The sequence below is a fragment of the Rhodoferax aquaticus genome, assembly GCF_006974105.1.
In the GTDB taxonomy this organism is placed as follows: Bacteria; Pseudomonadota; Gammaproteobacteria; order Burkholderiales; family Burkholderiaceae_C; genus Allorhodoferax; species Allorhodoferax aquaticus_A.
The window spans coordinates 190,034-214,089 of record NZ_CP036282.1 but is presented as its reverse complement, the minus strand read 5'-3'; the positions used below and the strand labels follow the sequence as shown (position 1 = coordinate 214,089).

21 protein-coding genes are annotated in these 24,056 nt (G+C 58.2%); 7 read left to right on the top strand and 14 right to left on the bottom strand.

Going from position 1 to position 24,056, the window contains the following annotated elements; genetic code table 11:
• The first annotated feature begins 45 nt into the window (after positions 1-45).
• From EXZ61_RS01000 to EXZ61_RS00985, 4 genes are read left to right on the top strand one after another with little or no spacing between them, the layout of a single operon-like run.
• On the top strand, positions 46-2,994 hold the full coding sequence (locus EXZ61_RS01000) for a DNA topoisomerase III (RefSeq protein ID WP_425353597.1): 2,949 nt from the start codon (positions 46-48) through the stop codon (positions 2,992-2,994).
• A gap of 47 nt (positions 2,995-3,041) precedes the next feature.
• Entirely contained in the window at positions 3,042-3,998 is a 957-nt protein-coding gene (locus EXZ61_RS00995) for a cation diffusion facilitator family transporter (RefSeq protein ID WP_142808315.1), read from the top strand.
• Positions 3,995-4,483 (top strand): TlpA family protein disulfide reductase, encoded by a 489-nt coding sequence (locus tag EXZ61_RS00990; RefSeq protein ID WP_142808314.1) that lies wholly within the window; start codon positions 3,995-3,997, stop codon positions 4,481-4,483. Before EXZ61_RS00995 ends, EXZ61_RS00990 begins: the two co-directional genes overlap by 4 nt.
• A 10-nt stretch (positions 4,484-4,493) precedes the next feature.
• Positions 4,494-5,084, top strand: a complete 591-nt coding sequence (locus EXZ61_RS00985) for a 1-acyl-sn-glycerol-3-phosphate acyltransferase (RefSeq protein WP_142808313.1) — start codon at positions 4,494-4,496, stop codon at positions 5,082-5,084.
• On the opposite strand, the gene EXZ61_RS00980 is transcribed toward EXZ61_RS00985, so the two are convergent.
• The 6 genes from EXZ61_RS00980 to EXZ61_RS00955 form a co-directional block, all read right to left on the bottom strand.
• The gene (locus EXZ61_RS00980) at positions 5,081-5,956 is read right to left on the bottom strand and encodes a D-hexose-6-phosphate mutarotase (protein WP_168224660.1); all 876 of its coding nucleotides are present in this window, start codon (positions 5,954-5,956) and stop codon (positions 5,081-5,083) included. The genes EXZ61_RS00985 and EXZ61_RS00980 overlap by 4 nt on opposite strands.
• A 16-nt stretch (positions 5,957-5,972) precedes the next feature.
• Complete coding sequence (locus EXZ61_RS00975) at positions 5,973-6,890, bottom strand: glucosamine kinase nucleotide-binding domain-containing protein (RefSeq protein WP_142808311.1); 918 nt, start codon at positions 6,888-6,890, stop codon at positions 5,973-5,975.
• Positions 6,887-8,026 (bottom strand): ABC transporter ATP-binding protein, encoded by a 1,140-nt coding sequence (locus EXZ61_RS00970; protein WP_142808310.1) that lies wholly within the window; start codon positions 8,024-8,026, stop codon positions 6,887-6,889. Before EXZ61_RS00970 ends, EXZ61_RS00975 begins: the two co-directional genes overlap by 4 nt.
• A 13-nt stretch (positions 8,027-8,039) precedes the next feature.
• Complete coding sequence (locus EXZ61_RS00965; RefSeq protein ID WP_142814038.1) at positions 8,040-8,873, bottom strand: carbohydrate ABC transporter permease; 834 nt, start codon at positions 8,871-8,873, stop codon at positions 8,040-8,042.
• Between the two features lie 40 nt (positions 8,874-8,913).
• On the bottom strand, positions 8,914-9,828 hold the full coding sequence (locus EXZ61_RS00960) for a carbohydrate ABC transporter permease (RefSeq protein ID WP_142808309.1): 915 nt from the start codon (positions 9,826-9,828) through the stop codon (positions 8,914-8,916).
• A gap of 95 nt (positions 9,829-9,923) precedes the next feature.
• Positions 9,924-11,174, bottom strand: coding sequence for an ABC transporter substrate-binding protein (locus EXZ61_RS00955; RefSeq protein ID WP_142808308.1), 1,251 nt, complete (start codon positions 11,172-11,174; stop codon positions 9,924-9,926).
• 328 nt (positions 11,175-11,502) lie between these two features.
• Here EXZ61_RS00955 and EXZ61_RS00950 point away from each other — a divergent pair, with 328 nt between their 5' ends.
• Genes EXZ61_RS00950 through EXZ61_RS00940 form a run of 3 tightly spaced genes read left to right on the top strand, consistent with a single transcriptional unit; the run spans position 11,503 to position 14,921 of the window.
• A complete protein-coding gene (locus tag EXZ61_RS00950; RefSeq protein ID WP_237219046.1) occupies positions 11,503-12,726 on the top strand; it encodes an ABC transporter substrate-binding protein in 1,224 nt (407 codons plus the stop codon).
• 10 nt (positions 12,727-12,736) lie between these two features.
• Positions 12,737-13,456, top strand: a complete 720-nt coding sequence (locus tag EXZ61_RS00945) for a response regulator (protein ID WP_142808306.1) — start codon at positions 12,737-12,739, stop codon at positions 13,454-13,456.
• Positions 13,449-14,921, top strand: a complete 1,473-nt coding sequence (locus EXZ61_RS00940) for an ATP-binding protein (RefSeq protein WP_142808305.1) — start codon at positions 13,449-13,451, stop codon at positions 14,919-14,921. The genes EXZ61_RS00945 and EXZ61_RS00940 overlap by 8 nt, the downstream gene beginning before the upstream one ends.
• An 18-nt stretch (positions 14,922-14,939) precedes the next feature.
• Here the strand turns inward: EXZ61_RS00940 and nagA are convergent, their stop codons facing one another.
• The 8 genes from nagA to EXZ61_RS00900 all read right to left on the bottom strand — a co-directional run bounded on the left by nagA (position 14,940) and on the right by EXZ61_RS00900 (position 23,990).
• Positions 14,940-16,064, bottom strand: coding sequence for an N-acetylglucosamine-6-phosphate deacetylase (nagA, locus tag EXZ61_RS00935; protein WP_142808304.1), 1,125 nt, complete (start codon positions 16,062-16,064; stop codon positions 14,940-14,942).
• On the bottom strand, positions 16,057-16,821 hold the full coding sequence (locus tag EXZ61_RS00930; protein ID WP_342590561.1) for a GntR family transcriptional regulator: 765 nt from the start codon (positions 16,819-16,821) through the stop codon (positions 16,057-16,059). Before EXZ61_RS00930 ends, nagA begins: the two co-directional genes overlap by 8 nt.
• 111 nt (positions 16,822-16,932) lie before the next feature.
• Positions 16,933-18,432 carry an amino acid permease gene (locus EXZ61_RS00925; RefSeq protein ID WP_142808303.1) on the bottom strand — a complete coding sequence of 500 codons (1,500 nt, stop codon included), beginning with the start codon at positions 18,430-18,432 and terminating at the stop codon, positions 16,933-16,935.
• A gap of 292 nt (positions 18,433-18,724) precedes the next feature.
• Complete coding sequence (locus tag EXZ61_RS00920; RefSeq protein ID WP_142808302.1) at positions 18,725-20,098, bottom strand: aldehyde dehydrogenase family protein; 1,374 nt, start codon at positions 20,096-20,098, stop codon at positions 18,725-18,727.
• 46 nt (positions 20,099-20,144) lie between these two features.
• Positions 20,145-20,960 (bottom strand): gamma-glutamyl-gamma-aminobutyrate hydrolase family protein, encoded by an 816-nt coding sequence (locus tag EXZ61_RS00915; protein ID WP_142808301.1) that lies wholly within the window; start codon positions 20,958-20,960, stop codon positions 20,145-20,147.
• A gap of 3 nt (positions 20,961-20,963) precedes the next feature.
• Positions 20,964-22,097, bottom strand: coding sequence for an iron-containing alcohol dehydrogenase (locus tag EXZ61_RS00910; protein ID WP_142808300.1), 1,134 nt, complete (start codon positions 22,095-22,097; stop codon positions 20,964-20,966).
• Entirely contained in the window at positions 22,094-22,615 is a 522-nt protein-coding gene (locus tag EXZ61_RS00905) for a GNAT family N-acetyltransferase (protein ID WP_237219045.1), read from the bottom strand. Before EXZ61_RS00905 ends, EXZ61_RS00910 begins: the two co-directional genes overlap by 4 nt.
• The gene (locus tag EXZ61_RS00900) at positions 22,602-23,990 is read right to left on the bottom strand and encodes a glutamine synthetase family protein (protein ID WP_142808299.1); all 1,389 of its coding nucleotides are present in this window, start codon (positions 23,988-23,990) and stop codon (positions 22,602-22,604) included. Before EXZ61_RS00900 ends, EXZ61_RS00905 begins: the two co-directional genes overlap by 14 nt.
• Positions 23,991-24,056: the final 66 nt, after the last annotated feature.

The window sequence follows — 24,056 nt, the reverse complement described above, 5'->3', positions numbered from 1 at the left end:
TAGGTGCGCGCCCGTGCGCACGCGAGCAACCGGAATTGTAATCAGATGAAAAACAGCGTTATCGGCAAAACATTGGTCATTGCAGAAAAGCCTTCGGTCGCCCAAGATATTGTGCGGGCGCTGACACCTACGGCGGGCAAGTTCGACAAGCACGATGAGTACTTTGAAAGTGAAGACTATGTCGTCTCCAGCGCCGTAGGCCACTTGGTCGAGATTCAGGCGCCTGAAGAGTTTGATGTCAAACGCGGCAAATGGAGCTTTGCCAACTTGCCAGTCATCCCGCCCCACTTTGACCTCAAGCCCGTGGACAAGACCAAGACCCGCCTCAACGCCGTGGTCAAACTGGCCAAGCGCAAAGACGTGGGGCAGTTGGTGAACGCTTGTGACGCGGGCCGCGAAGGGGAACTGATCTTCCGTTTGATCGAGCAGTACGCTGGTGGCGCCAAGCCTTTGGGCAAGCCGGTGAGCCGTCTGTGGCTGCAGTCCATGACGCCCCAGGCCATCCGCGATGGTTTCGATCACCTGCGCACCAACGCCCAAATGCAACCGCTGGCCGATGCCGCCCGCTGCCGGTCGGAGGCCGACTGGCTGGTCGGCATCAACGGCACCCGTGCCATGACCGCGTTCAACAGCCGCGATGGCGGCTTCTTCCTGACCACCGTGGGCCGGGTGCAAACGCCCACCCTGTCGGTGGTGGTCGAGCGTGAAGAGCTGATCCGCAAGTTCGTGAGCCGTGACTATTGGGAAGTCCACGCCACCTTTGCCGCCCAGGCCGGTGAGTACGCGGCCAAGTGGTTCAACCCTGCCCACAAGAAAGACGCGGATGACGCTGAAAAGAAGGCCGACCGCGTCTGGTCTCTGGCCGAAGCCCGTGCCATTGCAGACGCTGTGCGCGGTCAGCAAGCCACGGTCACCGAAGAAAGCAAGCCCACCACCCAGGCTTCTCCCCTGTTGTTTGACTTGACCAGCCTGCAACGCGAAGCCAACGGCAAGTTCGGCTTCTCCGCCAAGACCACCTTGCAGATCGCCCAAAGCCTGTACGAGCGCCACAAGGCCCTGACCTACCCGCGTACCGATTCTCGCAACCTGCCCGAAGACTATGTGCCGGTGGTCAAGCAAACCTTTGAGATGTTGGCCGACAGCGGCATGCGCCACTTAGCACCGCACGCGCTGACTGCACTGAACAACAACTACATCAAGCCCACCAAGCGCGTCTTCGACAACGCCAAGGTGTCGGATCACTTTGCGATCATCCCCACCCTGCAAGCGCCTAGTGGTCTGAGCGAGGCGGAACAAAAGGTGTACGACTTGGTCGTGCGCCGCTTCATGGCGGTGTTCTTCCCCAGTGCGGAATATCAGGTCACCACCCGCATCACCACCGCGGCCCAGCACGCATTCAAGACCGAAGGCAAGGTGCTGGTCAAGCCGGGCTGGCTGGCCATCTACGGCAAGGAAGCCGCTGCCGAAGTGGAAGACGCCAAGGAAGGCGACAAGGGTCAGAACCTGGTGCCCGTGGCGCCCGGCGAAAAGGTGCGCGGCGAGACAGTAGAAGCCAAGGGTCTCAAGACCAAACCGCCTGCACGCTACTCCGAAGCCACGCTGCTCGGCGCCATGGAGGGCGCTGGCAAAACCGTGGAAGACGACGAGCTGCGCGAAGCCATGCAAGAGAAGGGCTTGGGCACCCCAGCCACCCGCTCCAGCATCATCGAAGGTCTGATTGCCGAGAAGTACATGCTGCGCGAAGGCCGCGAGCTGATTCCCACTGCCAAGTCCTTCCAGCTCATGACGCTCTTGCGCGGGCTGGACGTGCAGGAACTGACCAAGGCCGAGCTCACCGGTGAATGGGAATACAAGCTCGCCCAGATGGAACAAGGCAAGCTCAGCCGCGAGAAGTTCATGGCCGAGATTGCTGCCATGACCGAGCACATGGTCAAAAAAGCCAAGGAATACGACCGCGACACCATCCCCGGTGACTACGCCACCCTGGCAGCCCCTTGCCCCAACTGCGGCGGCATCGTCAAAGAAAACTACCGCCGCTATACCTGCACCGGTGCAGACGGACACAGCGATGGCTGCGGCTTTTCCTTCGGCAAGTCGCCCGCAGGCCGCACTTTCGAGCTGGCCGAGGTAGAGCAATTCCTGCGCGACAAGCACATCGGCCCCTTGGACGGCTTCCGCTCCAAAGCCGGCTGGCCTTTTGTGGCGGAGATGGTCATCAAGTTTGATGAAGAAACCAAAAACTACAAACTGGAGTTCGACTTCGGCGACGACAAGGCTGGCGAAGAGGACGGCGAAATCATCGACTTCAGCGCACAAACTGCGCTGGGCGCCTGCCCCAAGTGCGGCGGCAACGTTTTCGAGCACGGCAAGAACTACGTCTGCGAAAAGTCGGTGCCCACCGATGCGCAGGCCACCCCGAGCTGCGACTTCAAGAGCGGCCAGATCATCCTGCAGCAGCCCATCGAGCGCGAGCAGATGCAAAAGCTGCTGGCCACCGGTAAGACCGACATGCTGGAGAAATTTGTCTCCATGCGCACCCGCCGTGCCTTTAAGGCCATGCTGGCTTGGGATGCGGCCGAAGGCAAGGTGAATTTCGAATTCGCCCCCTCCAAGTTCCCACCGCGCAAGACGGCCGCCAAGGCAACCGCTACTAAAACAGTAGCAGCTCGCGCAGGTACCACGGGCGCCACGGCCAAAAAAGCACCTGCAAAGAAGGCGGCTGCCGTCAAAGAGGCCAAGCCCAAAGCTCCCCGCAAGACCACCGCCGCCAGCGGCAAGCAGCCCAGCGCCGAGTTGGCAGCCGTGATCGGGCCTGAGCCGATCGCGCGCCCGCAGGTCATGAAAAAGCTGTGGGACTACATCAAGGCCAACGGCCTGCAAGACGCCAAGGACAAGCGCAGCATCAACGCCGATGCCAAGCTGCTCGCGGTGTTCGGCAAGGCGCAAGTCACTATGTTTGAGCTGGCCGGCATTGCTGGCAAGCACCTCAGTTAAACGTAAGAAGGCGCCAGTGTGGAGCGACACAGCGTCACCTACCGACCATGAACTTCGTTGAGATTGACGACGACTCCGAACACGCCACGCACACCGCGGCGCAGCGGGCCGCTGCCGCCTCGCGCAGCACGTGGGTGAGTGTGGTCGTCAACGTGGTACTGGCCTCGACCCAAATCGTGATTGGCGTGTTGTCTAAGTCACAGGCCTTGATCGCGGACGGCATTCACTCACTGTCGGACTTGGTATCGGACTTTGTGGTCCTCTTTGCCAGCCACCATAGCCGCAAAGACGCAGACCTGGACCACCCGTATGGGCACCAACGCTTTGAAACCGCAGCATCATTGGCCTTGGGCGTGATTTTGCTGGCCGTTGGCGGTGGCATGGTCTGGTCTGCCCTGCAAAAGCTAGAAAGCCCGGAGACCATTGCCACCGTGCACCGCTCAGCCCTGTGGGTCGCCTTGGCGGCCATTGCGGCCAAAGAGCTGCTGTTTCGCTATATGTTGCGGGTGGCCAAGCAGGTGAAGTCCAGCATGCTGGTGGCCAATGCCTGGCATGCACGGTCTGACGCAGCTTCGTCTTTGGTGGTGAGCATTGGGCTGATTGGTAACTTGGCGGGCTACCCCCTCTTGGACCCGATTGCGGCGCTGATGGTTGGATTTATGGTGGGCAAGATGGGCTGGAGCTTTGGCTGGGACGCGCTGCACGACCTCATGGACCGCGCAGTAGACGAAGCCGAGGTGCAGGCCATTCGCCAAACGCTGCTGCAAACTCCAGGTGTGGCTGGTGTGCACGACATCCGCACCCGCAAAATGGGCGATATGGTGGTGGCCGATGCCCACATTGAAGTCGACGCCCACATTACCGTAGAAGCTGGCCACAACATTGCCGTGGCCGCGCGCCAAGCCGTTATGCAGCGCCACCGCGTTCTCAACCTCATGACCCATGTGGACCCTGCACACCGCCCGGACCGCGACCACGAAACACAGATTTCTCCTCAACCATGAAACGTTTGACTCTATTGCACAGCGCCCTGGCTTTGACATTGGCCCTGTCTGGCGCTTGGGTGGGTGCCCAAGGACGGCCTGCAACGGCTGCCCCGAGCACACTCAATGCCACCACAACCGAAGGCAATGTGTTTGACACCAGCCGCCTCAAGGGCAAAGTGGTGCTGATTTTCTACTGGTCCACGCAATGCGCGGTATGCCGCTCCCATCTGCCGGAGTTGCGAGCCAACATGGCAGGCTGGAAAGGCAAGCCCTTTGAATTGGTGACCGTCAATATGGATGCCAATCCGGAAGAGTGGCGCAGTTACGAGAGCATTGCGGCCAAGACACAGTCGGTGCGGCCCATAGCCTTGTGGTCTGGCGAGAAACTTAACTTCAAACTGCCGGTGACCGTTGTCATCGATAGCGCTGGCAAAGAGGCCATGCGCTTGGAGGGACGTATTGCACCTGACGCGTGGAACATGGTGGCAGATTTGCTTCCCTGATTAGGCCTTTATGCACCGCACTATTTTCGACACCCCGGTAGTCAACACCGTTTTACGTGCTTTTTCCATTTTTTTCTTGAAGGTCACTGGCTGGAAAGTAGAAGGAACATTGCCCCCTGATGGCCACAAATGCGTGCTGATTGCGGCACCACACACCAGCAACTGGGACTTGCCTTACACCCTCATGGTGGCATTTGCATTGCGCTTGCACATCTACTGGATGGGTAAAGAGCAGCTGTTCAAGCCAGGCGTGCGCAGTCTGATGATGTGGCTAGGCGGCATTCCAGTACGCAGGGAGAGTGCCAACAACCTGGTGGCGGCCTCTGCGCAAGCCATAGTTGCAGCGCAGGGACCTCTTATGCTGGTGGTTCCCCCCGAGGGCACCCGAAGCAAGACACGCTATTGGAAGACGGGCTTCTACTACATTGCATTGGGAGCCAAAGTGCCTATCGTCATGGCGTACATGGACTACGAAAAGAAAATCAGCGGCCTAGGCCCCAGTTTTATGCCGACGGGTGATATCGCCGCGGACATGGTGGCCATCAAGGCGTTTTATGCGCCCTTCAAGGGCAAAAACGCCGCGCAGTTTCACGCTGACTAAATCCGGCGCAGGCGCTGAGAGCCTTGCCATTGGCCGCCGGGCTTGAGCGCGGGAGGGTGGCCGATAGCGGCGGCTTCCACGCACACAAAGTGCGTATGCGCGTCGGGAGCGAAGTCAGGCGTTTGCGCCGCGCCTTCTGGCCCCGGGTTCCAAACCACCGCATCGACAAAGCCCTGCTGTGACACATCCAGCGCAGTGGACTGGCTTCGCAAGGTCAAGGGATGCTCTAGGTCGTAGTACACCCGGTCTAAGGGCTCAGAGAAGCGCAACAAGGGCGCAAGCTCGCGTTGCGCTTGGGTACTGTGCGCATCGGTAAACGCACAACCTTGCAGGCCCTCCAGGCTTGCACCCTCAAAAGCAGGTATCGCCAAGTAGGTATGTAAGGCCGCGGCAAAGGAGAACGCTTGGGCACTGTGGTTATGCACCGTGAGTTGCACATCCAAGCCATCGCTCACCAGCGCGACGTGCAACTCACACGCAAACTCGAATGGCCATACACCCAAGGTGCTTGCATCACTTGTGAAAGTAAAGCGCGCACTTTCGCCTTCACATTGGGTGAGCACCCATTCACGCGTACGGGCCAAGCCATGCCGCGGCAAGGGCCCTTGGGTGCTGAACTGCGGAAAAATCACAGGAATACCGCCCCGCACCGCGGTACCTGCTTGAAACTTAGACCACGGGCTGAGGTAGAGACGCTCGGACCCTGTTGCGTCGACCCACGAAACCACGTGCGCGCCGTGCAGCAACACGACGGCACTGGCACCCTGCAGGTCGTGCACCCGCACCGCAGGGAGGCCTGCAAAGGTACCAAGTTGGGGAGTGTCCGCGTCAGGGACAAATTTCAATATTGGAGGAGAGACGGCGTTTGACATGCGTACATGGTAACGCTCACCCCTGCCCTTGCGCGAAGGTACACAAGAGTAAAGCGCCATCCATCGCATCCCCTACCGGGGTCACCAAGCGTGCGCCTAGGCGGTTGCGCAAACGGGGCGCAAGTCGCTGGCCAATGCTGCCCCACAAAGCCACAGGCAGACTGCCATCTGGGTCCAAGGCCTGGGCCATTTGCGCCACCGCATCCACCGCTTCTTGAAGCAGCTGGGCCGCCATCGGATCGGTGGCTTCGCATTCGAACACCAAGGGCGCCAAGGTCGCGTACTCGGCTTGGCCTGCTTTGCCGCACCAGTCCATCAACCTCGCGGGCGTGCCCCCTACCGCTTGCAAAACTGCGCGGGTTAAAGGGCTTGCGACACGCCGTTTGTCGGCGGCTTGTTGGGTCAAGCCCATCGCACGCAGACCTAGTGCGGCACCACTGCCTTCATCGCCTGAGGGGAAGCCCCAACCACCAGCCTCGCCACGGCTGCCATCGGGATACAAGGCTTGTGCGGTACTTCCGGTGCCAGAAATCACGACGGTCCCTGGGCGCCCCTGGTGCGCGCCTAGCACGGCAGTGAACGCATCCCACGCCACAAACAGGTGCGCGAAACCCGGATTGGCGTCAATAAACTGTTGGTTCCACACCGGGTTGTTGACGCCCGAGAGACCGGCACCCAAAGCGCAGTTCTGCATATCAGGCGGCGCTCTCCCCTGCAGATCACTGGCCTCAATGGCCATTTGCCACGCTTGCACCACATGGCGCCAGGCTTGGTCTATGCCTTGGCCTAAGGCAGAGGCACCTGAACGCCCTTCACCCAAGACCAAGCCGTCGCGTGTCACCAAGCGCGCACGGGTGCTGGAGCCGCCCCCGTCTACCCCAACCCGATACAAGACATGGTCCGGCAAGGCCGATGTCGCAGGCTCAAAGCTCATCGTGCGTTGGCTGATCGCATATTGCCGGGCCGCAGGCGGGGGCAGGCCATTCCGTCCGCACGGAACAAATACAAGGCCTCGGGCGCTGCACGCACGATGACGGAGTCACCCAAGTGCACCTCTGCGCTGCCATCACCCCGGATGATGAGCTCTTGGCCGTCATCGGTCTTCAGGTACAGCAGATTGGATTCACCCAAGTGTTCGACCAAGGTGATCTCTGCGTCAAACGCGGCGTCGTCAGGGCCCGGAGGGGTGCCTGCGGGCAACACATCACAGTGCTCGGGGCGCAAGCCCACTTCAACAGACTCTCCCACTTGCAAACCCGTGGTGTCTACCGTGGCCAACAAGCGGCACCCATTGCCCAGTTGCACACGCGCACCTTGCGCCGATACGTCGGTCACTCGCCCTGGCATCAGATTGATGGTGGGCGAACCAATGAAGGTTGCGACAAAACGATTCGCAGGCTGTTGGTACAGCGTGAGCGGTGTGCCCGCTTGTTGCACGCGCCCTTCATGCAGCACGACTATTTTGTCGCCCAGGGTCATGGCCTCTACTTGGTCGTGGGTCACATAGACCATGGTGGCAGCCAAGTCCTTGTGCAGACGCGCAAGCTCAATGCGTGTTTTGGCACGCAATGCCGCATCCAGGTTGGACAACGGCTCATCAAACAAAAACAGTTTGGGTTCACGCACAATCGCGCGCCCAATCGCCACCCGTTGGCGCTGCCCACCCGACAACTCGCGGGGCAAACGCTCTAGCAAGTGGTCGATATGCAAAACCTTGGCAGCATCGCGCACGCGCTTGTCGATTTGGGCTTTGTCTTCGCCTTGGATCTTCAAACCAAACGCCATGTTGCGGTACACCGTCATATGGGGGTACAGCGCATAGCTTTGGAACACCATGGCGATGCCGCGCTGTGCGGGTGGCAAGTCATTGACGATGTCATCGCCAATGCGCAACTCACCGCTGCTGATATCTTCTAGACCACACAAAACGCGCAACAGTGTCGACTTGCCGCAGCCGCTAGGGCCAACCAGTACGACCAGCTCACCGTGCTCAATTTCCAAGTTGATGTCTTGCAGAACCGAGGTTTTGCCGTAGGACTTGGAGATGTTTTTTAAGGAAACTCGTGCCATGATTTTTCTGAGGTTATTTCACTGCACCCGCGGTGATGCCGCGAATCAGTTGACGGGAGAACAATGCATACAAGATGATGACCGGCACCATCGCCAAGGTGAGCGAGGACATCACGCCATTCCAGTCGGTGGAGTACTGCCCCACGAACTGCTGCACACCCAAGGTGATCGTGGCCGTCTGGTCTGAGGGTGCCAGGATCAAGGGGAACCACAGGTCATTCCAAATAGGCACCATGGTGAACACCGCCACGGTGGCCAATGCCGGGCGAATCAAGGGCAAGATCACGTGGTAAAAAATGCTGTATTCACTGATGCCGTCGCAGCGCGCCGCGTCTTTGAGTTCCTTGGGTACCTGCGCCATGAACTCCGACAAAATCATCACTGCCAAGGGCAAACCTTGGGCGATGTAGACCAAGATCAAGGCCGTAAGGGTATTGACCAAATCGGCCGCCACCATGATCTTCAAGATGCTCACCGTGCCCAAGCGAATGGGAACCATGATGCCGAACGCGAAGAACAACGCCAGCCAACGGTTGCCTGGAAAACGGTACTCTGACAAAGCCCAGGCCGCCATGGCACCAAACAGCAAAATGAAGAACAGGGACACGACGGTGACGATCAGACTGTTGCTGAAGTAGTTCAGTACATTGGCCTGTTCCAGCACTTTGACGTAGCCCACCAAGGAGAAGGTTTCGGCAGTCGGCAAGGCCAGGGGACTGTCAAAAATGGCATCCCGACGTTTGAACGAATTGACCAAAACCAACAGAATAGGAAACAGTGCCAACACGGCGTAAGCCATCAATGTGACATGTACAAAGAAGCGGCTAGGCGCCACGCGTTTGAACATGCTGGACTTAGAGTAGGAGTTCGGGGTTCGCATCACAGCCTCACAGGGAATAGCGCTGCAGGCGGCGCTGAATAACGACGAAGTACACACCCACACCCATCAAAATGACTAGGAACATCAGCGTGGCCACCGCAGCACCCATGGTGGGGTTGGCCACTTGGGACTGAAAGCCGAAGAAGGTGCGGTAGAACAAGGTGCCCAAGATATCGGAACTGTAGTTAGGCCCAGCCACTGCACCCTTAACCGCGTAAATCAGGTCAAACGCATTGAAGTTTCCGACAAACGTCAAAATGGTTGTGAGGCCTAGTGTGGGCAAGATCAGAGGCAAACGGATCTGCCAAAAGATGCGCCAGGGTGAGGCACCTTCCACCAACGCAGCTTCAATGATGTCGTCGGGAATCGAAATCATGGACGCATAGATCAGCATCATGGGGATGCCTACATACTGCCAGTTCGACATCAGCGACAAGGTCGGCAAAACAGTCTCTTCCAAACCCAACCACGGAGCGAAGTACTGACCGATGCCCAACATATTCATGAAGCCTTCGGCCACGCCCCAGCGTGGAGAAAGAATCAGCTGCCATGTAAAGCCCACAATGACCACGGACAACAATGTCGGCAAGAAGAACACGGTGCGGTACGTTGCCGAAAAGCGCACGTTGGGCAGCGACAACAGGGCCGCCAGCAACAAGGCGATCGGGTTTTGCACCAACATGTGGAACCCGAAGAACTTCAGGTTGTTGTACATGGCATTCCAAAACGTGTGTGACCACTGCGGGTCCATCAAGATCGTTTGGTAGTTTTGCAGGCCTACAAAGCTGTAGACCCCTGCATCACTTTGGGTGAATAGACCGGTGTACAGCGTGCCAATCAAAGGAAAGGCGCTGAGCACGGCGTAAATCAGCAGTGCCGGTGCCACGAACACCAGCGCGTGCCACGGAAATTTCTTTTTCATGATTCCTATCTGCCTTGTGGTTATTGGGTATTGGCATTCACTACGAACAAAGGCCCGCCCACAGGGGCTGGGCCTTTGTATCTCACGTCAACGGCTTAGTTTGCGGGTTTGTACCACTTAGCCAAACCATCCGCCAGTTGCTTGCCACCCGCTTCGGGGCTCAACTTTTTGTTGATCACGCCTTGTCCAACCACTTGCAGCTCAGCGCCCAGGCTAGGCTGGCCCTTGTCCAAGTGTTGCACTTGGGCACGGATGGTGGGCTTGCAATCCTTGCGCCAGCTCAGCATCTCTGCCGCGACTGGGTTCGTCAACTTCACAGGTGCAGAAGACAGTGGGAAGAAGCCGGGTGTCTTGTTGCCAAACAACTCAGCAAACTCAGAGCCAGCCATCCAGTTCAAGAACACTTCAGCGTCTTTCTTGTTCTTGGTCTTAGAGTTCATACCCATGGCCATGTCGATATGGTCAGAGATGTAGCAAGTGTCGCCCTTCTTTGGCACCACAGGACGGAATGCGCCGTATTCCAAGCCCTTGCCTTCTTTGTCATAGAAAGAGATGTCCCATGAACCGGTGGGGATGATGGCTGCTTTGCCGCTGGCAAACAGGGTTTGGCTGTCGCCATAACCTTGTGCTTGGTAACCCTTTGGCAGGTAGTCCGCCAATTTTTCCATGAACTTCAAAGGTGCAACGAATTCAGGATCGCTGAACTTCTTAGTGCCTTTGATCAGCCCTTGGCGGCCTTCTTCACCCTTCCAGTAAGCAGGGCCCTGGCCGGTGTATACGATTTCGGAGGTTTCCCAACCGTCAGCTGTACCCAAGGACACGGGGGCCACTTTGCCAGCGGACTTCACTTTAGCCAACACGTCAAAGAATTCAGCTTCTGTCGTAGGAACCTTCAGGCCCAGTTCAGCAAATACTTTCTTGTTGTAGAAGTAGCCGTGGATCACAGAAGCCATGGGCATGCACCATGCGGACTTCGCATCGGCGGTCTGCCATGCCAACTTGGCGCTGGTGGGGAAGTTCTTCATGCCGGGCAGCGCGGCGATATCAGCCAAGTTGCCTGCCTTGTACATGGTTTCAGCCAAGTCGAAAGGACGGCATTGGATCAAGTCACCGGCGGTGCCAGCGATAAAACGTGCGTTCACTGCTGCGTTGTATTCGTTGGGGGTGGTGGTCAAGAACTTGACGGTGATGCCAGGATTGGCCTTTTGGAAAGCAGGAATCAACACTTGTTCCCAAGTCGCCTTGTCGTCACCGCGCCAGCTTTCGATGGTCAAAGTGCCCGCTGTTGCGATACCGGTACAAACGAGTGCGGCCGCTGCGGCAGCAATGCGTAGTTGGAAAGACATAAAGATTTTTCTCCGAATCGTTGGTTTAAAAAACTGTCTGCGCGCTGTGCGTTTTGTAACTGACAGTGCGCCGGAGGTTATGCTCAGGGCCATGTAATATCAAGCAAGCTTGGACCCAAGGCCTGCTTTCACTAAGTTGTTGATTTTGTTGATGTTTATTTCGAAATCTCTGCTGCCAACTTACGTTTCTTTACCTTCGTGTGCGAGCACTCGCAGGGAAAGCAGAGGTCTGCAGCCATGCGTGATAGATAACATTACAAAACGCTAGGTAATGAAAGCTCTTTCATCCGGGTTTCTACCAGTGTCAAGATGGCTTTTTGGCTGTTTTGTGGCTCTTCAAGTGTCCGTTGCTTGGGCCCAGCAGGCCTCGACGGTCGATGTATTGCATTGGTGGACCTCTGCGAGTGAACGCAAGGCGGCGGACCAACTCATTGCCCATTTGGCGGCTAACGGCGTGCAGTGGAAAGATGCTGCCATTCCTGGCGGCGGGGGCATGGCCGCAGTCAAAGTGCTCAAAAGCCGGGTGCTGATGGGTGACCCGCCGGATGTAGCCCAGCTCATTGGCACCACATTGACCGACTGGGCGGATGTGGGTTTGGTCTTGCCTTTGAATGCGGTGGCTGAACGGCAACGCTGGGCCCAGAACCTGTTCCCTACCGTCATGGACCTGGTGACCTATAAGAGCGATGTCATTGCGGTGCCCCTGGGCATTCACCGCATCAATGTACTGCTCTACAACCGCCGCGTTTTCGCCCGGATTGGGTTGCCCCCCCCGACCACGTGGGGCGAATTTGAAGCCGTGGCACAGAAGCTCAAAAGCATCCAGGTACGTCCACTGGTGTGGAGCGATGAGCCATGGCAAGTGGCCACCATTTTCGAATCAGTTTTGTTGGGTGAAACCGGCCCGGCCTTGTACAGAGAGCTCATCGTGCAGCGCAAAAGTGCCGCCTGGATGGACCCTCGCGTGGAGCGCGCCCTTAACCGCTTGCGCTTGCTGCGCAAGCTCAGCACTGAGACCCCCAGCGAACGCACGTGGACCGAAGGTGCTCGCGATTTGCTGGAAGACAACGCCGGCATGATGATCATGGGGGACTGGGCTAAAGGCGAGCTCATGGCGTGGGGTGCCAGTCCCAACAAAGACTTTGGCTGTGTGGTGGTACCTGGCACTGCAAAGACACACCTCTACAGCATTGATACCTTGGCCATGTTGAACAGTCCGCGCCAACGCGAGGCAACCCAAGAAAAGGTGGCGGAACTGGTGTCGAGCGCCAGTGCGCAATTGGCCTACAACCGGCACAAAGGCTCGGTGTCGGTGCGCCGTGACGTCGACAGCTCCACCCTGGACAGCTGCGCCCGAGATTCATGGTCTACCTTTGCCGCACCGAGCACTGCGCGCGTACCCAGCTTAGCCCACCGCATGGCGGCCGACGAAGCGATCAAAGACGCCGTGGCGCAAACCTTGTGGCGCTACTTAACAGACCCGAGCATGGACGCATCGGAGGCCCAACGCCGGCTCTCCAGCGTGATCCGCACGTCCCGCAACGACCGCTGAGAAAACCCGTATGACACGCACTTTGCTCATCGTCGATGACGACCAAAAGACCCGCAACCTGCTCAAAACCTATTTGGAAAAGCAACAGTACGACGTGCGCGTCGCCCACGATGGCGCCAGCTTTATGGTGGAGTTTGAGCGTTTCAAAGACGATCTGAGCTTGGTCATTTTGGACGTGATGCTGCCGGACACCGATGGCTTTACGTTATGCCAAGCCGTACGCAAACAGTCCACGGTGCCTATCATCATTCTTACCGCGAGCGCGGATTACACCGACCGCATTGTGGGCTTGGAACTGGGTGCCGATGACTACATCGCCAAGCCCTATAACCCTCGCGAGCTGCTCGCAAGAATTAAAGCCATACACCGTCGTATGCAACTCGCTGGCCCTGGCGCGAGCGCGCGATATCTGCGTTTTGCTGGCTTCACCATGGACCTCGTAGAAAGACAATTGCACGACCCGCAAGGCGCGGCTGTCATCTTGACCAGTATGGATTTCAATTTACTGCGTTTTTTTGCAGAGCACGCTGGCGAAACGCTGGACCGCGGACGCCTGATGGAGCAAACCCGTGGCCGCGATTTGGGACCGCTAGACAGGTCACTGGATGTCCAAATCAGCCGATTGCGCCAGCGCCTGCACGACGATGGCAAGCAGCCCGCCTTGATCAAGACCATTCGCGGCAGCGGCTACGTATTCTCCGCCGACGTCAGCGCGTCTGCCGATGCCTAGCTGGTGGAGCCAGTGGACGCGCCGCTGGCTGCCTGACAGCCTGCTAGGCCGCATCGTCTTGGTGATGGCGCTGGGCGTTGTCAGCGCGCAATTGGTCGGTACCATGCTGTGGGCCCGCCAGTTGCGCGAAAGCGCAAAGGCCGAGTCCCTGATTGCGGGCAAGCATTTGGCACTCAATGCCGCGGGTACTTTGCGTTTCTTCCGCGACCTGCCCCCTGCTTACCGACCTATCGTGATTGAACAATTGCGCACCATGGGGGGTACGCGTTTTTTTGTCAATGTCAACCGGGCTAAGGTGGTGGTCCACCCCATCAAGAACAACGCTTTGGTAGACGCGGTCACCCAGGTGGTTCGCGACGACTTGGTGCGCAACCTGCAAACATCACAGGTGCCTGAGGTAGCGTTTGCCTGGCCTGAGGGGCTACAAGTGTCGGATGACGGGCGGACGGTACAAGACCTCCCCGAGTCTTGGGTGGAGGCGACCCTGCTGCTGCGCCCTCGGCCTGCCCCGGTGCTGGTGATTCAGTCAGAGTTTGAAGCGGGTCGCTGGTTGTACTTGGCCGCTCCTATGCCGGACCCGTACTTTTTGGACAATGCCAACCCTTTGACCTATGACCGGGTGCTGCAGCAGTTGGTAACGCTGGCGACCGTGTTGTTGCTGTCCGTCCTATTGGTGCGCGGCATGATTCGACCACTCAACCGCATTGCCACGGCCGCCAATGCTTTTGGCAGTGACAGCGCCGACCACTCGGTCCCAGAGACAGGCACCACCGAGTTGCGCCGCACGGCCCGCGCGTTCAACCAAATGCAGGCGCGCATCCAACGCTACATGGTGGACCGCGAGCGCTTGTTCTTAGGCATTTCCCATGGGCTTAAAACACCCATCATGCGCTTGAAATTAAGGACGGAGTTGTTAGACGATGACGCTTTGCGTGGAGACTTTCACGAAGACCTAGACGACCTCGACGTCATGGTCAATTCAGCGTTGCAAAGCGTCAGAGACTCCGACATTCATGAAAACCTCACCCTCGTGCGCTTGGACACGCTGCTGGCCCGCCTCGCCAGGCGCCCCATTTACCCAGACGCCAGCATTGAGTTCAACGTAGAAGTCGTCAGTGTGCAAGGCAAGCCACTGGCCTTGGAACGCGCGTTTGGCAACCTGATTGACAACGCGGTGCTGTACGGTGAGCGCGTGCAAATCGTTTTGGGCGCGCGTGGCGCTTTGGCCGTGGTGGAGGTGCGAGACTTTGGCCCCGGCATTCCCCAAGCCGCCATGTCTACCGCCTTTGAACCCCATGTGCGCCTGAGCCATGGCCAGCAAAAGAACCGCAGTGGGACGGGCTTGGGCTTGGGTATTGCACGCAACATCATCCAAGCCCATGGCGGGGAGATTCGTCTGCACAACCACGCCGAAGGCGGCTTGGTCGTTACGGTACTGCTGCCCTTGGTCAGCAACTCGGACTAAGCCGCGCCAGCAGACGGGCTAAGGGTTCAGCGCAAGCGCTTCGCCTTCTACCAACACCTGCTGCAGTTGCAACGCGTCATTCAAGACCACGACATCGGCCCACGCGCCCACCACTAAGCGGCCCCGATCTGCAAGGCGCAAATGGTCGGCGGCGTAGGTGGATACGCGGCGCGACGCATCTTGCACGCTCAAGCCCAAGGTGTTCACCAAGTTGCGCAACGCCTGGTCCATGGACAAGGTGGAGCCCGCCAAGGTGCCATCTTCCAAGCGCACCCCGCCCATGCATTTGAAAACTTTGTGACGGCCCAGCGCATATTCGCCATCGGGCATGCCTGCGGCAGAAGTGGAGTCGGTCACACAGTACAAGCCGGGTATGGCGCGCATAGCCGCTTTGATGGCGCCTGGGTGCACATGCAAGAGATCGGGAATGATTTCCGCATACGGTGCATGCGCCAAGGCGGCCCCCACCATGCCTGGCTCGCGGTGGTGCATGGGCGACATGGCATTGAACAAATGGGTAAAGCCGGTTGCACCGTGGCCCAAGGCCTTGACACCGTCTTCGTAGGTGCCGCTGGTGTGGCCCAATTGCACCCGGTAGCCTGCTGCGCACAGCGCGGCAATCATGTCCATATTGCTGTCCACTTCAGGGGCCAGCGTGATCAGGCGGATGGGGGCCACTGCGTTGAGGCGCGCGATCTCATCAACGCTCACGGGGCGCGCGTAAGGTGGTTGTGCCCCCAGCCGTGTTTCACTGATGAAGGGCCCTTCCAAGTGCACCCCCAGAACCCGCGCACGCCCGGGCGCGCGCTGGGAACACACCCCAGACAGCGCTGCAAACGCCGCATCCAAGTCACTCAGGGGAGCGGTCATGGTCGTCGCCAAAAGCGAGGTAGTGCCGTGGCGGGCATGGATGTCGGTCACAAAATCCACCGCTTGCCCCCCTTCCATGATGTCGTGACCCGCGCCCCCGTGCACATGCAAGTCAATAAAGCCGGGCAATACCAAGGCGTCCCCGCTATCGCGCGCTTGCGCTTCGCTAATCGCTTGTCCTTGGATAGCGGCAATGCGACCCTGTGCATTCAGCTGCAGAGTGCCCGCGACAAAGCCGCCGGGGGTAAGGATGTTTCCAGACAGGCTATGCATGAGACCTCTTCATTTCAACCACAAAATCGTAATAGTCGCTGCGGCAGTAAGACACGGTGCACTCCACCACTCCACCCCCCACGCCGTAGGCGGTGCGCGTGACCCACAAGAGGGCTGTGCCCGCGCGCAGGTGCAAAAGCTTGGCCAAGCGCGTGTTGGCGTTCATGGCCCGGATATGTTGCTTGGCCTCTACCGGCGCGTATTGGGTTTGGCTCAACTGGGCGTACAACGACTCTTCAATGGCAAAGGGCGATGACAGAGCGTCGCGCGGCAATAGCGTGCGCTCATAGGCGACGGGTCGCCCATCCGCCAGGCGCAAACGCTCCAGGCACAAAATCTTGTTGGGCCACATCAAGCCTAGGCTATGGCACTCTTCTTTGGTACCGGGACGCACCGTGCGGTCCAACCATTCTGAGGAGGCTTGGTAGCCACGTTTGCGCATCTCCTCCGAGAAGCCAGTCAACCCGCTGAGGTTTTGCTCTAAGCGCGGGGCAATAAAGTTGCCCGACCCGTGCCGCCGCTGCACCAGCCCCTGGGCCACTAACAAATCAATGGCTTTGCGGGCGGTCACTCTGGAAACTCCATGCGACGCAACCAGCTCGCGCTCAGGGGGCAAAGCCTCGTCCACCCGAAAGTGACCGGTTCTGATTTCTTGCTCCAAGCGTTTGGCCAGCAGTCGGTACAAGGGTGCTCTCGCACTTGCCGATTCACTGGCTACGGTCGCTGGCTCTTGTTGGGGGTCAAGCATGGTTTGCATAGTATCTATGCTACCAGTGCCATACCACTTTGGCCAGTCATATCAAAGTTGCCACTAGGTGCGGGGCGAAAAAAAGCCCGGCGAGCCGGGCTTTGCTAAGGTCTGAAAAGCTTAGTTTTTCATCTTGGCCATGGGTGGGCCTTTGAAGCGACGACGCTCAAAGCCAAACCAAATCACGGCGGTCAACACCAAGAACGCCAGCGTAATATTCAAGGCCGCATCATTGGGCGGTTGCACTCCCAAGTACAAAATCAAGACGGATGCCAAGGCAACGATCAAAGAGATGAGCTTGTAGATGGGGCCCAAGTTCCATGGGCCCATATGGGTCCATGACTTGCCGTAGGCCAAACCACCCAGCACCACAGGCATGCCGTAGGAGATGAAAATGAAGATCACGGTCACGGACACGATAGTGGTGTAGGCCGGTGTGTACAGCGTGAACAATACCGAGATGACAGCAGCGGTCCAGATCGCCAACACGGGGGACTTGAGCGTGGCGTGGACCTTCTTCAAGGCATTGGAGCCAGGCAAGCCACCATCACGGGCGAAGGCAAAAATCATGCGCGAAGCAGACGTTACTGTGGCCAAACCGCACAAAAACTGTGACAAGAAGATGGCTGCGTACAGAACGTTTTTGAACGTACTGGGCACTACCGCATCCATGGTTCCAAAGAAGACACCGCCGCCGCTCTTCGCTGCACCGTCCATGTCAGGAATGGCAATCACAAAAGCGCACAGCATCAGGTAGCCGAACAATGAAGACCACAGCACGGAAGTCACGATGCCCTTGGGCACGGAGCTCGATGCGTCATGGGTTTCTTCTGCGGTGTGAGCGGATGCATCAAAACCGGTGATGGTGTAGATCGGCAACAACAAGCCTAAGCCAAACAAGAGCCACATGCTCTTGGTTTCAGGCCATACGCCACCGCCCACGTCACCGCTGTAGTTTTTAAACGTCCACAGGCGCGACAAATCCCAATGTGGCGCGTATGCCAACAAGGCCACCGTCAGTGCCAAGGCCGTTGCGAAGATCAAATAGCCGCTGATGTCAGTCAAAAAGGCGGTGAGCTTGATACCCACATGGTTGGCAAATGCTTGGATCAAGGTGATACCAATCACAAACGCAGCCTGTATTTCAAAGCTCGGCTCCAAGCCCAAAGCGGGGCCAAAGGCGCCAATGAAGAAGTAGAAGGTCCCCACGTTAATGGCACCGAGCACTGTCACCAAACCAATCAGGTTCAGCCAGGCGGTCAACCAGCCCCAACCACGGCCGCCCAAGATCGAGCTCCAGTGGTACAGGCCACCCGCCGTAGGAAATGCAGAGCCAATTTGCGCCATGCCCAAGGCAAACATCAGGCTGATGGCACTGCCCACCAACCAGCCGATTCCAATGGCGGCACCACCAACACCCGAGATGCCTTGCGACAAGGAGTTAATGCCGCCCGACAAGATACAAATAATGGAAAACGAAATTGCAAAATTCGAGAACGGATTCATGCTGCGCGAGAGCTCTTGGGTGTACCCCATGCTCTGCAAGACTTTGACATCGTCCGCAGTGCCGGTGCTTTGCGCACCGCCCCGCTTCAGATTGTCTTTGGGAACTGCCGTCATACCTGTCTCCTGTAAATGGTGGTTGTGGAGTAAGAACTGGACCATCGTAGGAAGCGCTATCTGCAATGACTATCCCAAATCGGCACACCGAGGGTAAGCCCCCGTACGATGCCTCGCGCTGTCACACATGGTCCATGTGTTGCACTACGCAATGTGTGTGCCAGCGCAGCACAAAAAAATAGCCCTGTTTTGACACCACGTGGTGCAAAACAGGGCTATGTCCCTGATGAATAGTGCGTAGGTAGCTAGGTTTTACATAGCACGCTCAAGCCCACTTGTGTGCATGCACCACTTAGGCTTGGCGCAAATGCCACGCTTTGGGGCGCGTGAAAGTTTGGATGCCATAGGTGGACAAGGTAAGGCCCACTCCCGAGTCACCGTGGCCGCTCCAAGGCAGGCGCGGGCTTACGCGGTCGCAGCAATTCCAGTACACGGTACCCGCATTCACTTGCGCCAATACCGCTTTGGCGCGCGCCTCGTCGGGAGTGAACACACCCGCCGTCAAACCATAGCGCGTGTCGTTCATGAGCTGCACAGCTTCTTCATCGCTGCTCACCTTTTGAATGCCGATGATGGGGCCAAAGCTCTCTTCGCGCATGAGCTCCATGCTGTGGTTCACATTCGAAAACACGGTAGGTGCAAACCAGTTGCCGGGGCCAGGCAAACGGGTGCCGCCCACCAACAAAGTCGCGCCCTTGGCTTTAGCGTCAGCCACTTGGGCTTCCAGCACTTCCAACTGGGGTGCGCGGGTAATGGCACCAATGTAGGTGTCTTCGCTATCAGGCGCGCCCACTTTGAAGCTTTTCACCGTGTCCACAAACGCGGCCACAAAGGCGTCGTAAATGCTCTCGTGCACATAGACACGCTCCACCGAGCAGCAGCTTTGGCCGGTGTTGTACATAGCGCCATCGGCCAAGGACTCTGCAGCGTTTTTGACGTTGGCGTCGGCACAGACATAGGTCGGGTCTTTGCCACCGAGTTCGAGCTGCAGCTTAACCATGCGCGGTGCCAAAAACTGGGCAATCTTCGCGCCTGTGGCGGCTGAGCCAGTGAAGAACATGCCATCAATCTTTTGCGCCTGCAGGGCCACGCCCACATCGCCACCACCGACCAAGACGATGAATGCGTCATCGGGAATGCCCGAGGCGTGCAACAGGCGGGCCATTGCCAAACCGGTTTGGGTGGCGAACTCTGATGGTTTGTAAAGCACCACATTGCCAGTGAGCAGCGCCGGAATGTACACATTGCCGCCTACAAACCAGGGGTAGTTCCACGCAGAGATATTGGCCACCACGCCCAAGGGCGTGTGCTGAATTTGCTCGGTCATTCCGCCTTCGGCGTACACGGTTTCGGTGACCAACTGGGCGTCCACCTCAGCCAAGAAAAAGTCAATCCGGCCCAACAGACCATTGAGCTCGTTGCGCGACATCTTGATGGGCTTGCCTGTCTCGGCCGTCATGGTGGCGGCCAAGCCGTCTAGCTCGGCCACGATGGCGGCGCGAAAACGGGTGATGCAAGCTTTGCGATCCGCTAGAGACACTGCCGCCCAAGCGGGCTGCGCAGCACGGGCGCGCGCCGCCTTGATGGCGACGGTAGAAGCGTTGTCAGCGGTCACATCGGCAATCAAGGCGCCAGTGGCGGGGTTGTGAATAGCAAGGTGGTTCATAAAAGGTGTCTCTGTTCTATTGCAATGCGTGTCTAAGCGGATCTGCTTAGGCTGCAGACTTCGCAGCCTGCGCGGCCGCCAAAAAGTCAGTCAGCAAAGGGGTGTCGTCCAAGGTGCCGAGGTCAGACTGGTGGAACTCGGGGTGCCACTGCACCGCCGCCACATAGGCAGGCCCCGTGTGGCGAATGGCTTCAATCATGCCGTCGTCAGGGCAACGCGCTTCCACCACGAAATTAGGCGCCAAGTCCTTGATCCCTTGGTGGTGAATGCTATTGATTTTGTAGCTCTCCGCACTGGGTAGAAGCGCGCTAAGCCGTGTTTCCGGCACAATTTCTAAGCCATGGAAGTTGTAGTCGTACACCGCAGCATCCCGGTGTTGCAAAGCATCGGGGCGCTGGGTGGGAATGTCTTGGATCAAGGTGCCGCCAAAGGTCACATTGATGAGCTGCAGCCCACGGCATACGCCAAACACCGGCTTGCCCGCTGCCACAAAGGCCTTGACCAAGGCGCTTTCGTATTCGTCGCGGTTGCGGTCGCCGTGCCAGCGTTTGTCCATGGGCGTCTCGCCATAGCTGCCTGGCCACACATCGGCGCCGCCGTGCAAGACCAAGCCATCTAGCCACTGTGCGTAGTCTTCAAACCCAATGTCCCCACGGGCGGTTTCACCCACGGGCGAGGGAATCATCACAGGCACAGCGCCCCCTGACATGATCCAGTGCGCCATGGATTGCTCCACGTATTGCAGTGTTTTGGTGGCAAACGCTGCGCGTGCCGGATCGGGGTAAAAAAAGCAGGCGCTGATACCAATTTTCAGACGCTGCGTGGCTTTAGGGGTGCTAGATGTGGCTTGGCTGGTACTCATGGTTTACATCGCTGCTTTGAACAGCGCCTCGAAATCCACCGCCGTGCAAGGGCGGGGGTTGGTTTGGTGACAAATATCGGCGGTCGCTATTTGTACCAGACGCGGCAGGTGTTCGGCTTTTACCCCGTGCGCCGCAAGCCCGCCGGTGATGCCTAGGCTGGCTTTCAAGCTTTTGAGCCATGGGACAAATGCGGCACCACCGCCTGGCACCTTGCACACATGGGCGAGTTCATCAAACTTGGCAGGCACAGACTCCAGGTTCCAGGCCAGCACGGTGTCGATCATCAGCGCATTGGCCAGACCGTGGTGCAAGTCGCACACCGCGCCCAGGGCATGGGCACAGGAGTGCACAGCGCCCAAGTCTTTCTGGAAGGCAATGGCACCCATCATGGACGACATCATCATGTCGGAGCGGGCTTGCAAGTTGCCGGGCTCTTTCACCGCGGTGAGCAGCGCAGCGGCAGCAATGCGCGTGCCTTCCAGCGCAATGCCATCGCACAGCGGGTGGTAAGCAGGTGAGAGATAGCTCTCAATGTTGTGCGTCAACGCGTCCATGCCGGTCGCTGCGGTCACGTGGGCGGGCAAGCCCACGGTGAGTTCTGGGTCGGCGAACACGGTTTTGGCCAAAATTTTGGGGCTGAACACCACGCGCTTGAGGTGGGTGTCGTTCTCGCTCACCACGCTAGAGCGGCCGACTTCCGAGCCTGTACCGGAGGTGGTGGGCAGCGCCACAAAGTACGGCAGTGGTTTGTCGATAGGGCGCACTTGGGGGTGGTCCCACACGTACTCCAAGATGTCGCCTTCGTGGGTGGCGGCTATACCGACCACCTTGGCCACGTCCAGGGCCGCGCCACCGCCAAAGCCGATGATGCAGTCGGCGTTGTGGGCCTTGTAAGCAGCGCCACCCTCCATCACCTGGCTACAGGTGGGGTTGCCAAACACGCCGGAAAACACCGCCACATCCAGCCCGGCCAAATGCGATTTGAACTCAGCCAGCACGGGCAAGGCACCCAGTGCTTTGTCGGTCACGATCAGGGGGCGTTTGCAGCCCATTTCTAGCAAATGGGCGCCCACCAGCTTGCGTGCTCCCACGCCAAATTTGATGGGGGTAGGAAAAGAAAAAGAGGTAATGCTCATGGTGTGCTCAATGGAAAAAACATGTGGTTTTTATTGAAACGCTGATTTTCGACCTTTATGGCGCCGGGCTCAATGCCGAAAGACGTAAAGCCCATGCTCAGGTAGAGTTTTTCAGCTCCTAGGTTGCCTTGGGTCACCGTCAAGACCAGCAGTTCCAAATCGCTGGTGCGTGCCGATTCCAACAAGGCGGCGAGCAAGGCGCGGCCTACACCGCGCCCTGCAAATTCCGGTGCCACAAACATGCCAATGACGACTGCTTTGTGGCGGTTTTTGGTGCGCGACTCACGGTCCAGCCCCACCAAACCCATCAGGGTATTGCCTTCCCAAGCGCCCCAAAATGTGGCGCTGGAATCTGACCCCAAGCGGGCCTGGGCATACGTTAAGGGGCGCTTAACCTCCTCCTCATAACTGGAGGTAAAGGCGCTGGGGTGTTCACGAAAGCCGCGCAGCCGCAAGTCCCAGTAGACACTGGCGTCTTCAGGGGTCAAGCGGCGAATATGCATCTCAAATGATTTCAAAGTAGCGTTTCATTTCCCAATCGGTCACGCCGTCCAACCATTGGCGCCATTCCCAGTCACGGGTCGCGGCAAAGTGGTCTACAAAGCCGTCGCCCAACCAGTCACGGGCCACGCCAGACTTCTCAAAAATGCGGGTGGTTTCAATGAGGGTGCGCGGTGCGCGCGGTATGTTCTCTGCCCCCACGTTGGTGCCGGTGATGGGCGGCGCAGTGAGTTTGAGGCCTTTTTCCACGCCATCCAAACCAGCAGCAATGACGGCCGCCATGGCCAAGTACGGATTCACGTCCGCACCTGGGCAACGGGTTTCCAAGCGCGTGGCTTTGGGGCTGCCCGCAATCACGCGGAAGCTGGCCGTGCGGTTGTCCATACCCCAGGTGGGTTTGACCGGTGCCCAAAAGCCATCCACCAAACGTTTGTAGCTGTTGATGGTGGGCCAAATCATGGGGGCAAAGTCCATCATGTGCGCGACTTGGCCCGCGAGGTAGCTCTCAAAAAGCTTGCTCATTTTTCGCGGGCTCTTGGCGTCATAAAACAGATTGGTTTTGCCGTCCGACAAGCTTTGGTGAATGTGACCACTGCAGCCTGGCAGTTGCTGGTTGGGCTTGGCCATAAAGCTCGGCATGATGCCAAAGCCTGCTGCAATTTCTTTGGTACCGGTCTTGAACAAAATCGCGCGGTCCGCCTGCTCCAAGGCTTCGCTAAAGCCAATGGCAGCCTCATACACGCCGGGGCCTGTCTCGGTGTGCAGGCCTTCTACTGGCACGCCAAATTGCAGCATCTCATCCATGATGGAGTTGAAAAACTCGCGGTTTTGGTTGATGCGCAAGAGCGAGTAACCAAACATGCCCGGGGTCAGCGGCTCAGGGCCTACGCCCTTTTTAGCGGCCCAGCTTTGCGGAGTTTCGAGAAAGTTGAACCACTCAAACTCCATGCCCGTCATCACCTTAAAGCCCATTTTCTCGGCGCGCTTAAGCACGCGCTTCAAGGCTTGGCGCGGACATTGCGCGTGGGGCGTGCCATCGCCATTGACAAACTCGCCCAAGAAGAACGGCACACCATCGTCCCAGGGCACGTTGCGCGCGGTGTTGAGGTCCAAACGCGCCAAGGCGTCTGGAAAACCATGCTGCCACCCTGTGGCGGTGGTGTTGTCGTAGGTGTTGTCCATCATGTCCCACCCCAAGACCACATCACAAAAGCCAAAGCCTCCATTGGGGAAGGCCTCAGCCGCACCTAAAAACTTGTCAATGTGCAGGTACTTGCCCCGCAACACACCGTCAATATCGCTCACCGCGACCTTGACCTTCTTTGCGCCAGACTGGCGCACCGCTTGGATAGCGGGGTGTTCATTCAATGCTGCTTTTTTGTTTGTCGCCATAGTAATTGTGAGGGGTGAAAAGAGTTGAAGAACTGGGCTGGTATCCATCGTAGGCATGCGAATTGC

What these genes read in the sequence shown, in the direction of transcription:
- EXZ61_RS01000 (WP_425353597.1), top strand. Translation starts at nt 46, where the DNA reads ATGAAAAACAGCGTTATCGGCAAAACATTGGTCATTGCAGAAAAGCCT.
- EXZ61_RS00995 (WP_142808315.1), top strand. Translation starts at nt 3,042, where the DNA reads ATGAACTTCGTTGAGATTGACGACGACTCCGAACACGCCACGCACACC.
- EXZ61_RS00990 (WP_142808314.1), top strand. Translation starts at nt 3,995, where the DNA reads ATGAAACGTTTGACTCTATTGCACAGCGCCCTGGCTTTGACATTGGCC.
- EXZ61_RS00985 (WP_142808313.1), top strand. Translation starts at nt 4,494, where the DNA reads ATGCACCGCACTATTTTCGACACCCCGGTAGTCAACACCGTTTTACGT.
- EXZ61_RS00980 (WP_168224660.1), bottom strand. Translation starts at nt 5,956, where the DNA reads ATGTCAAACGCCGTCTCTCCTCCAATATTGAAATTTGTCCCTGACGCG.
- EXZ61_RS00975 (WP_142808311.1), bottom strand. Translation starts at nt 6,890, where the DNA reads ATGAGCTTTGAGCCTGCGACATCGGCCTTGCCGGACCATGTCTTGTAT.
- EXZ61_RS00970 (WP_142808310.1), bottom strand. Translation starts at nt 8,026, where the DNA reads ATGGCACGAGTTTCCTTAAAAAACATCTCCAAGTCCTACGGCAAAACC.
- EXZ61_RS00965 (WP_142814038.1), bottom strand. Translation starts at nt 8,873, where the DNA reads ATGTTCAAACGCGTGGCGCCTAGCCGCTTCTTTGTACATGTCACATTG.
- EXZ61_RS00960 (WP_142808309.1), bottom strand. Translation starts at nt 9,828, where the DNA reads ATGAAAAAGAAATTTCCGTGGCACGCGCTGGTGTTCGTGGCACCGGCA.
- EXZ61_RS00955 (WP_142808308.1), bottom strand. Translation starts at nt 11,174, where the DNA reads ATGTCTTTCCAACTACGCATTGCTGCCGCAGCGGCCGCACTCGTTTGT.
- EXZ61_RS00945 (WP_142808306.1), top strand. Translation starts at nt 12,737, where the DNA reads ATGACACGCACTTTGCTCATCGTCGATGACGACCAAAAGACCCGCAAC.
- EXZ61_RS00940 (WP_142808305.1), top strand. Translation starts at nt 13,449, where the DNA reads ATGCCTAGCTGGTGGAGCCAGTGGACGCGCCGCTGGCTGCCTGACAGC.
- nagA (WP_142808304.1), bottom strand. Translation starts at nt 16,064, where the DNA reads ATGCATAGCCTGTCTGGAAACATCCTTACCCCCGGCGGCTTTGTCGCG.
- EXZ61_RS00930 (WP_342590561.1), bottom strand. Translation starts at nt 16,821, where the DNA reads ATGCAAACCATGCTTGACCCCCAACAAGAGCCAGCGACCGTAGCCAGT.
- EXZ61_RS00925 (WP_142808303.1), bottom strand. Translation starts at nt 18,432, where the DNA reads ATGACGGCAGTTCCCAAAGACAATCTGAAGCGGGGCGGTGCGCAAAGC.
- EXZ61_RS00920 (WP_142808302.1), bottom strand. Translation starts at nt 20,098, where the DNA reads ATGAACCACCTTGCTATTCACAACCCCGCCACTGGCGCCTTGATTGCC.
- EXZ61_RS00915 (WP_142808301.1), bottom strand. Translation starts at nt 20,960, where the DNA reads ATGAGTACCAGCCAAGCCACATCTAGCACCCCTAAAGCCACGCAGCGT.
- EXZ61_RS00910 (WP_142808300.1), bottom strand. Translation starts at nt 22,097, where the DNA reads ATGAGCATTACCTCTTTTTCTTTTCCTACCCCCATCAAATTTGGCGTG.
- EXZ61_RS00900 (WP_142808299.1), bottom strand. Translation starts at nt 23,990, where the DNA reads ATGGCGACAAACAAAAAAGCAGCATTGAATGAACACCCCGCTATCCAA.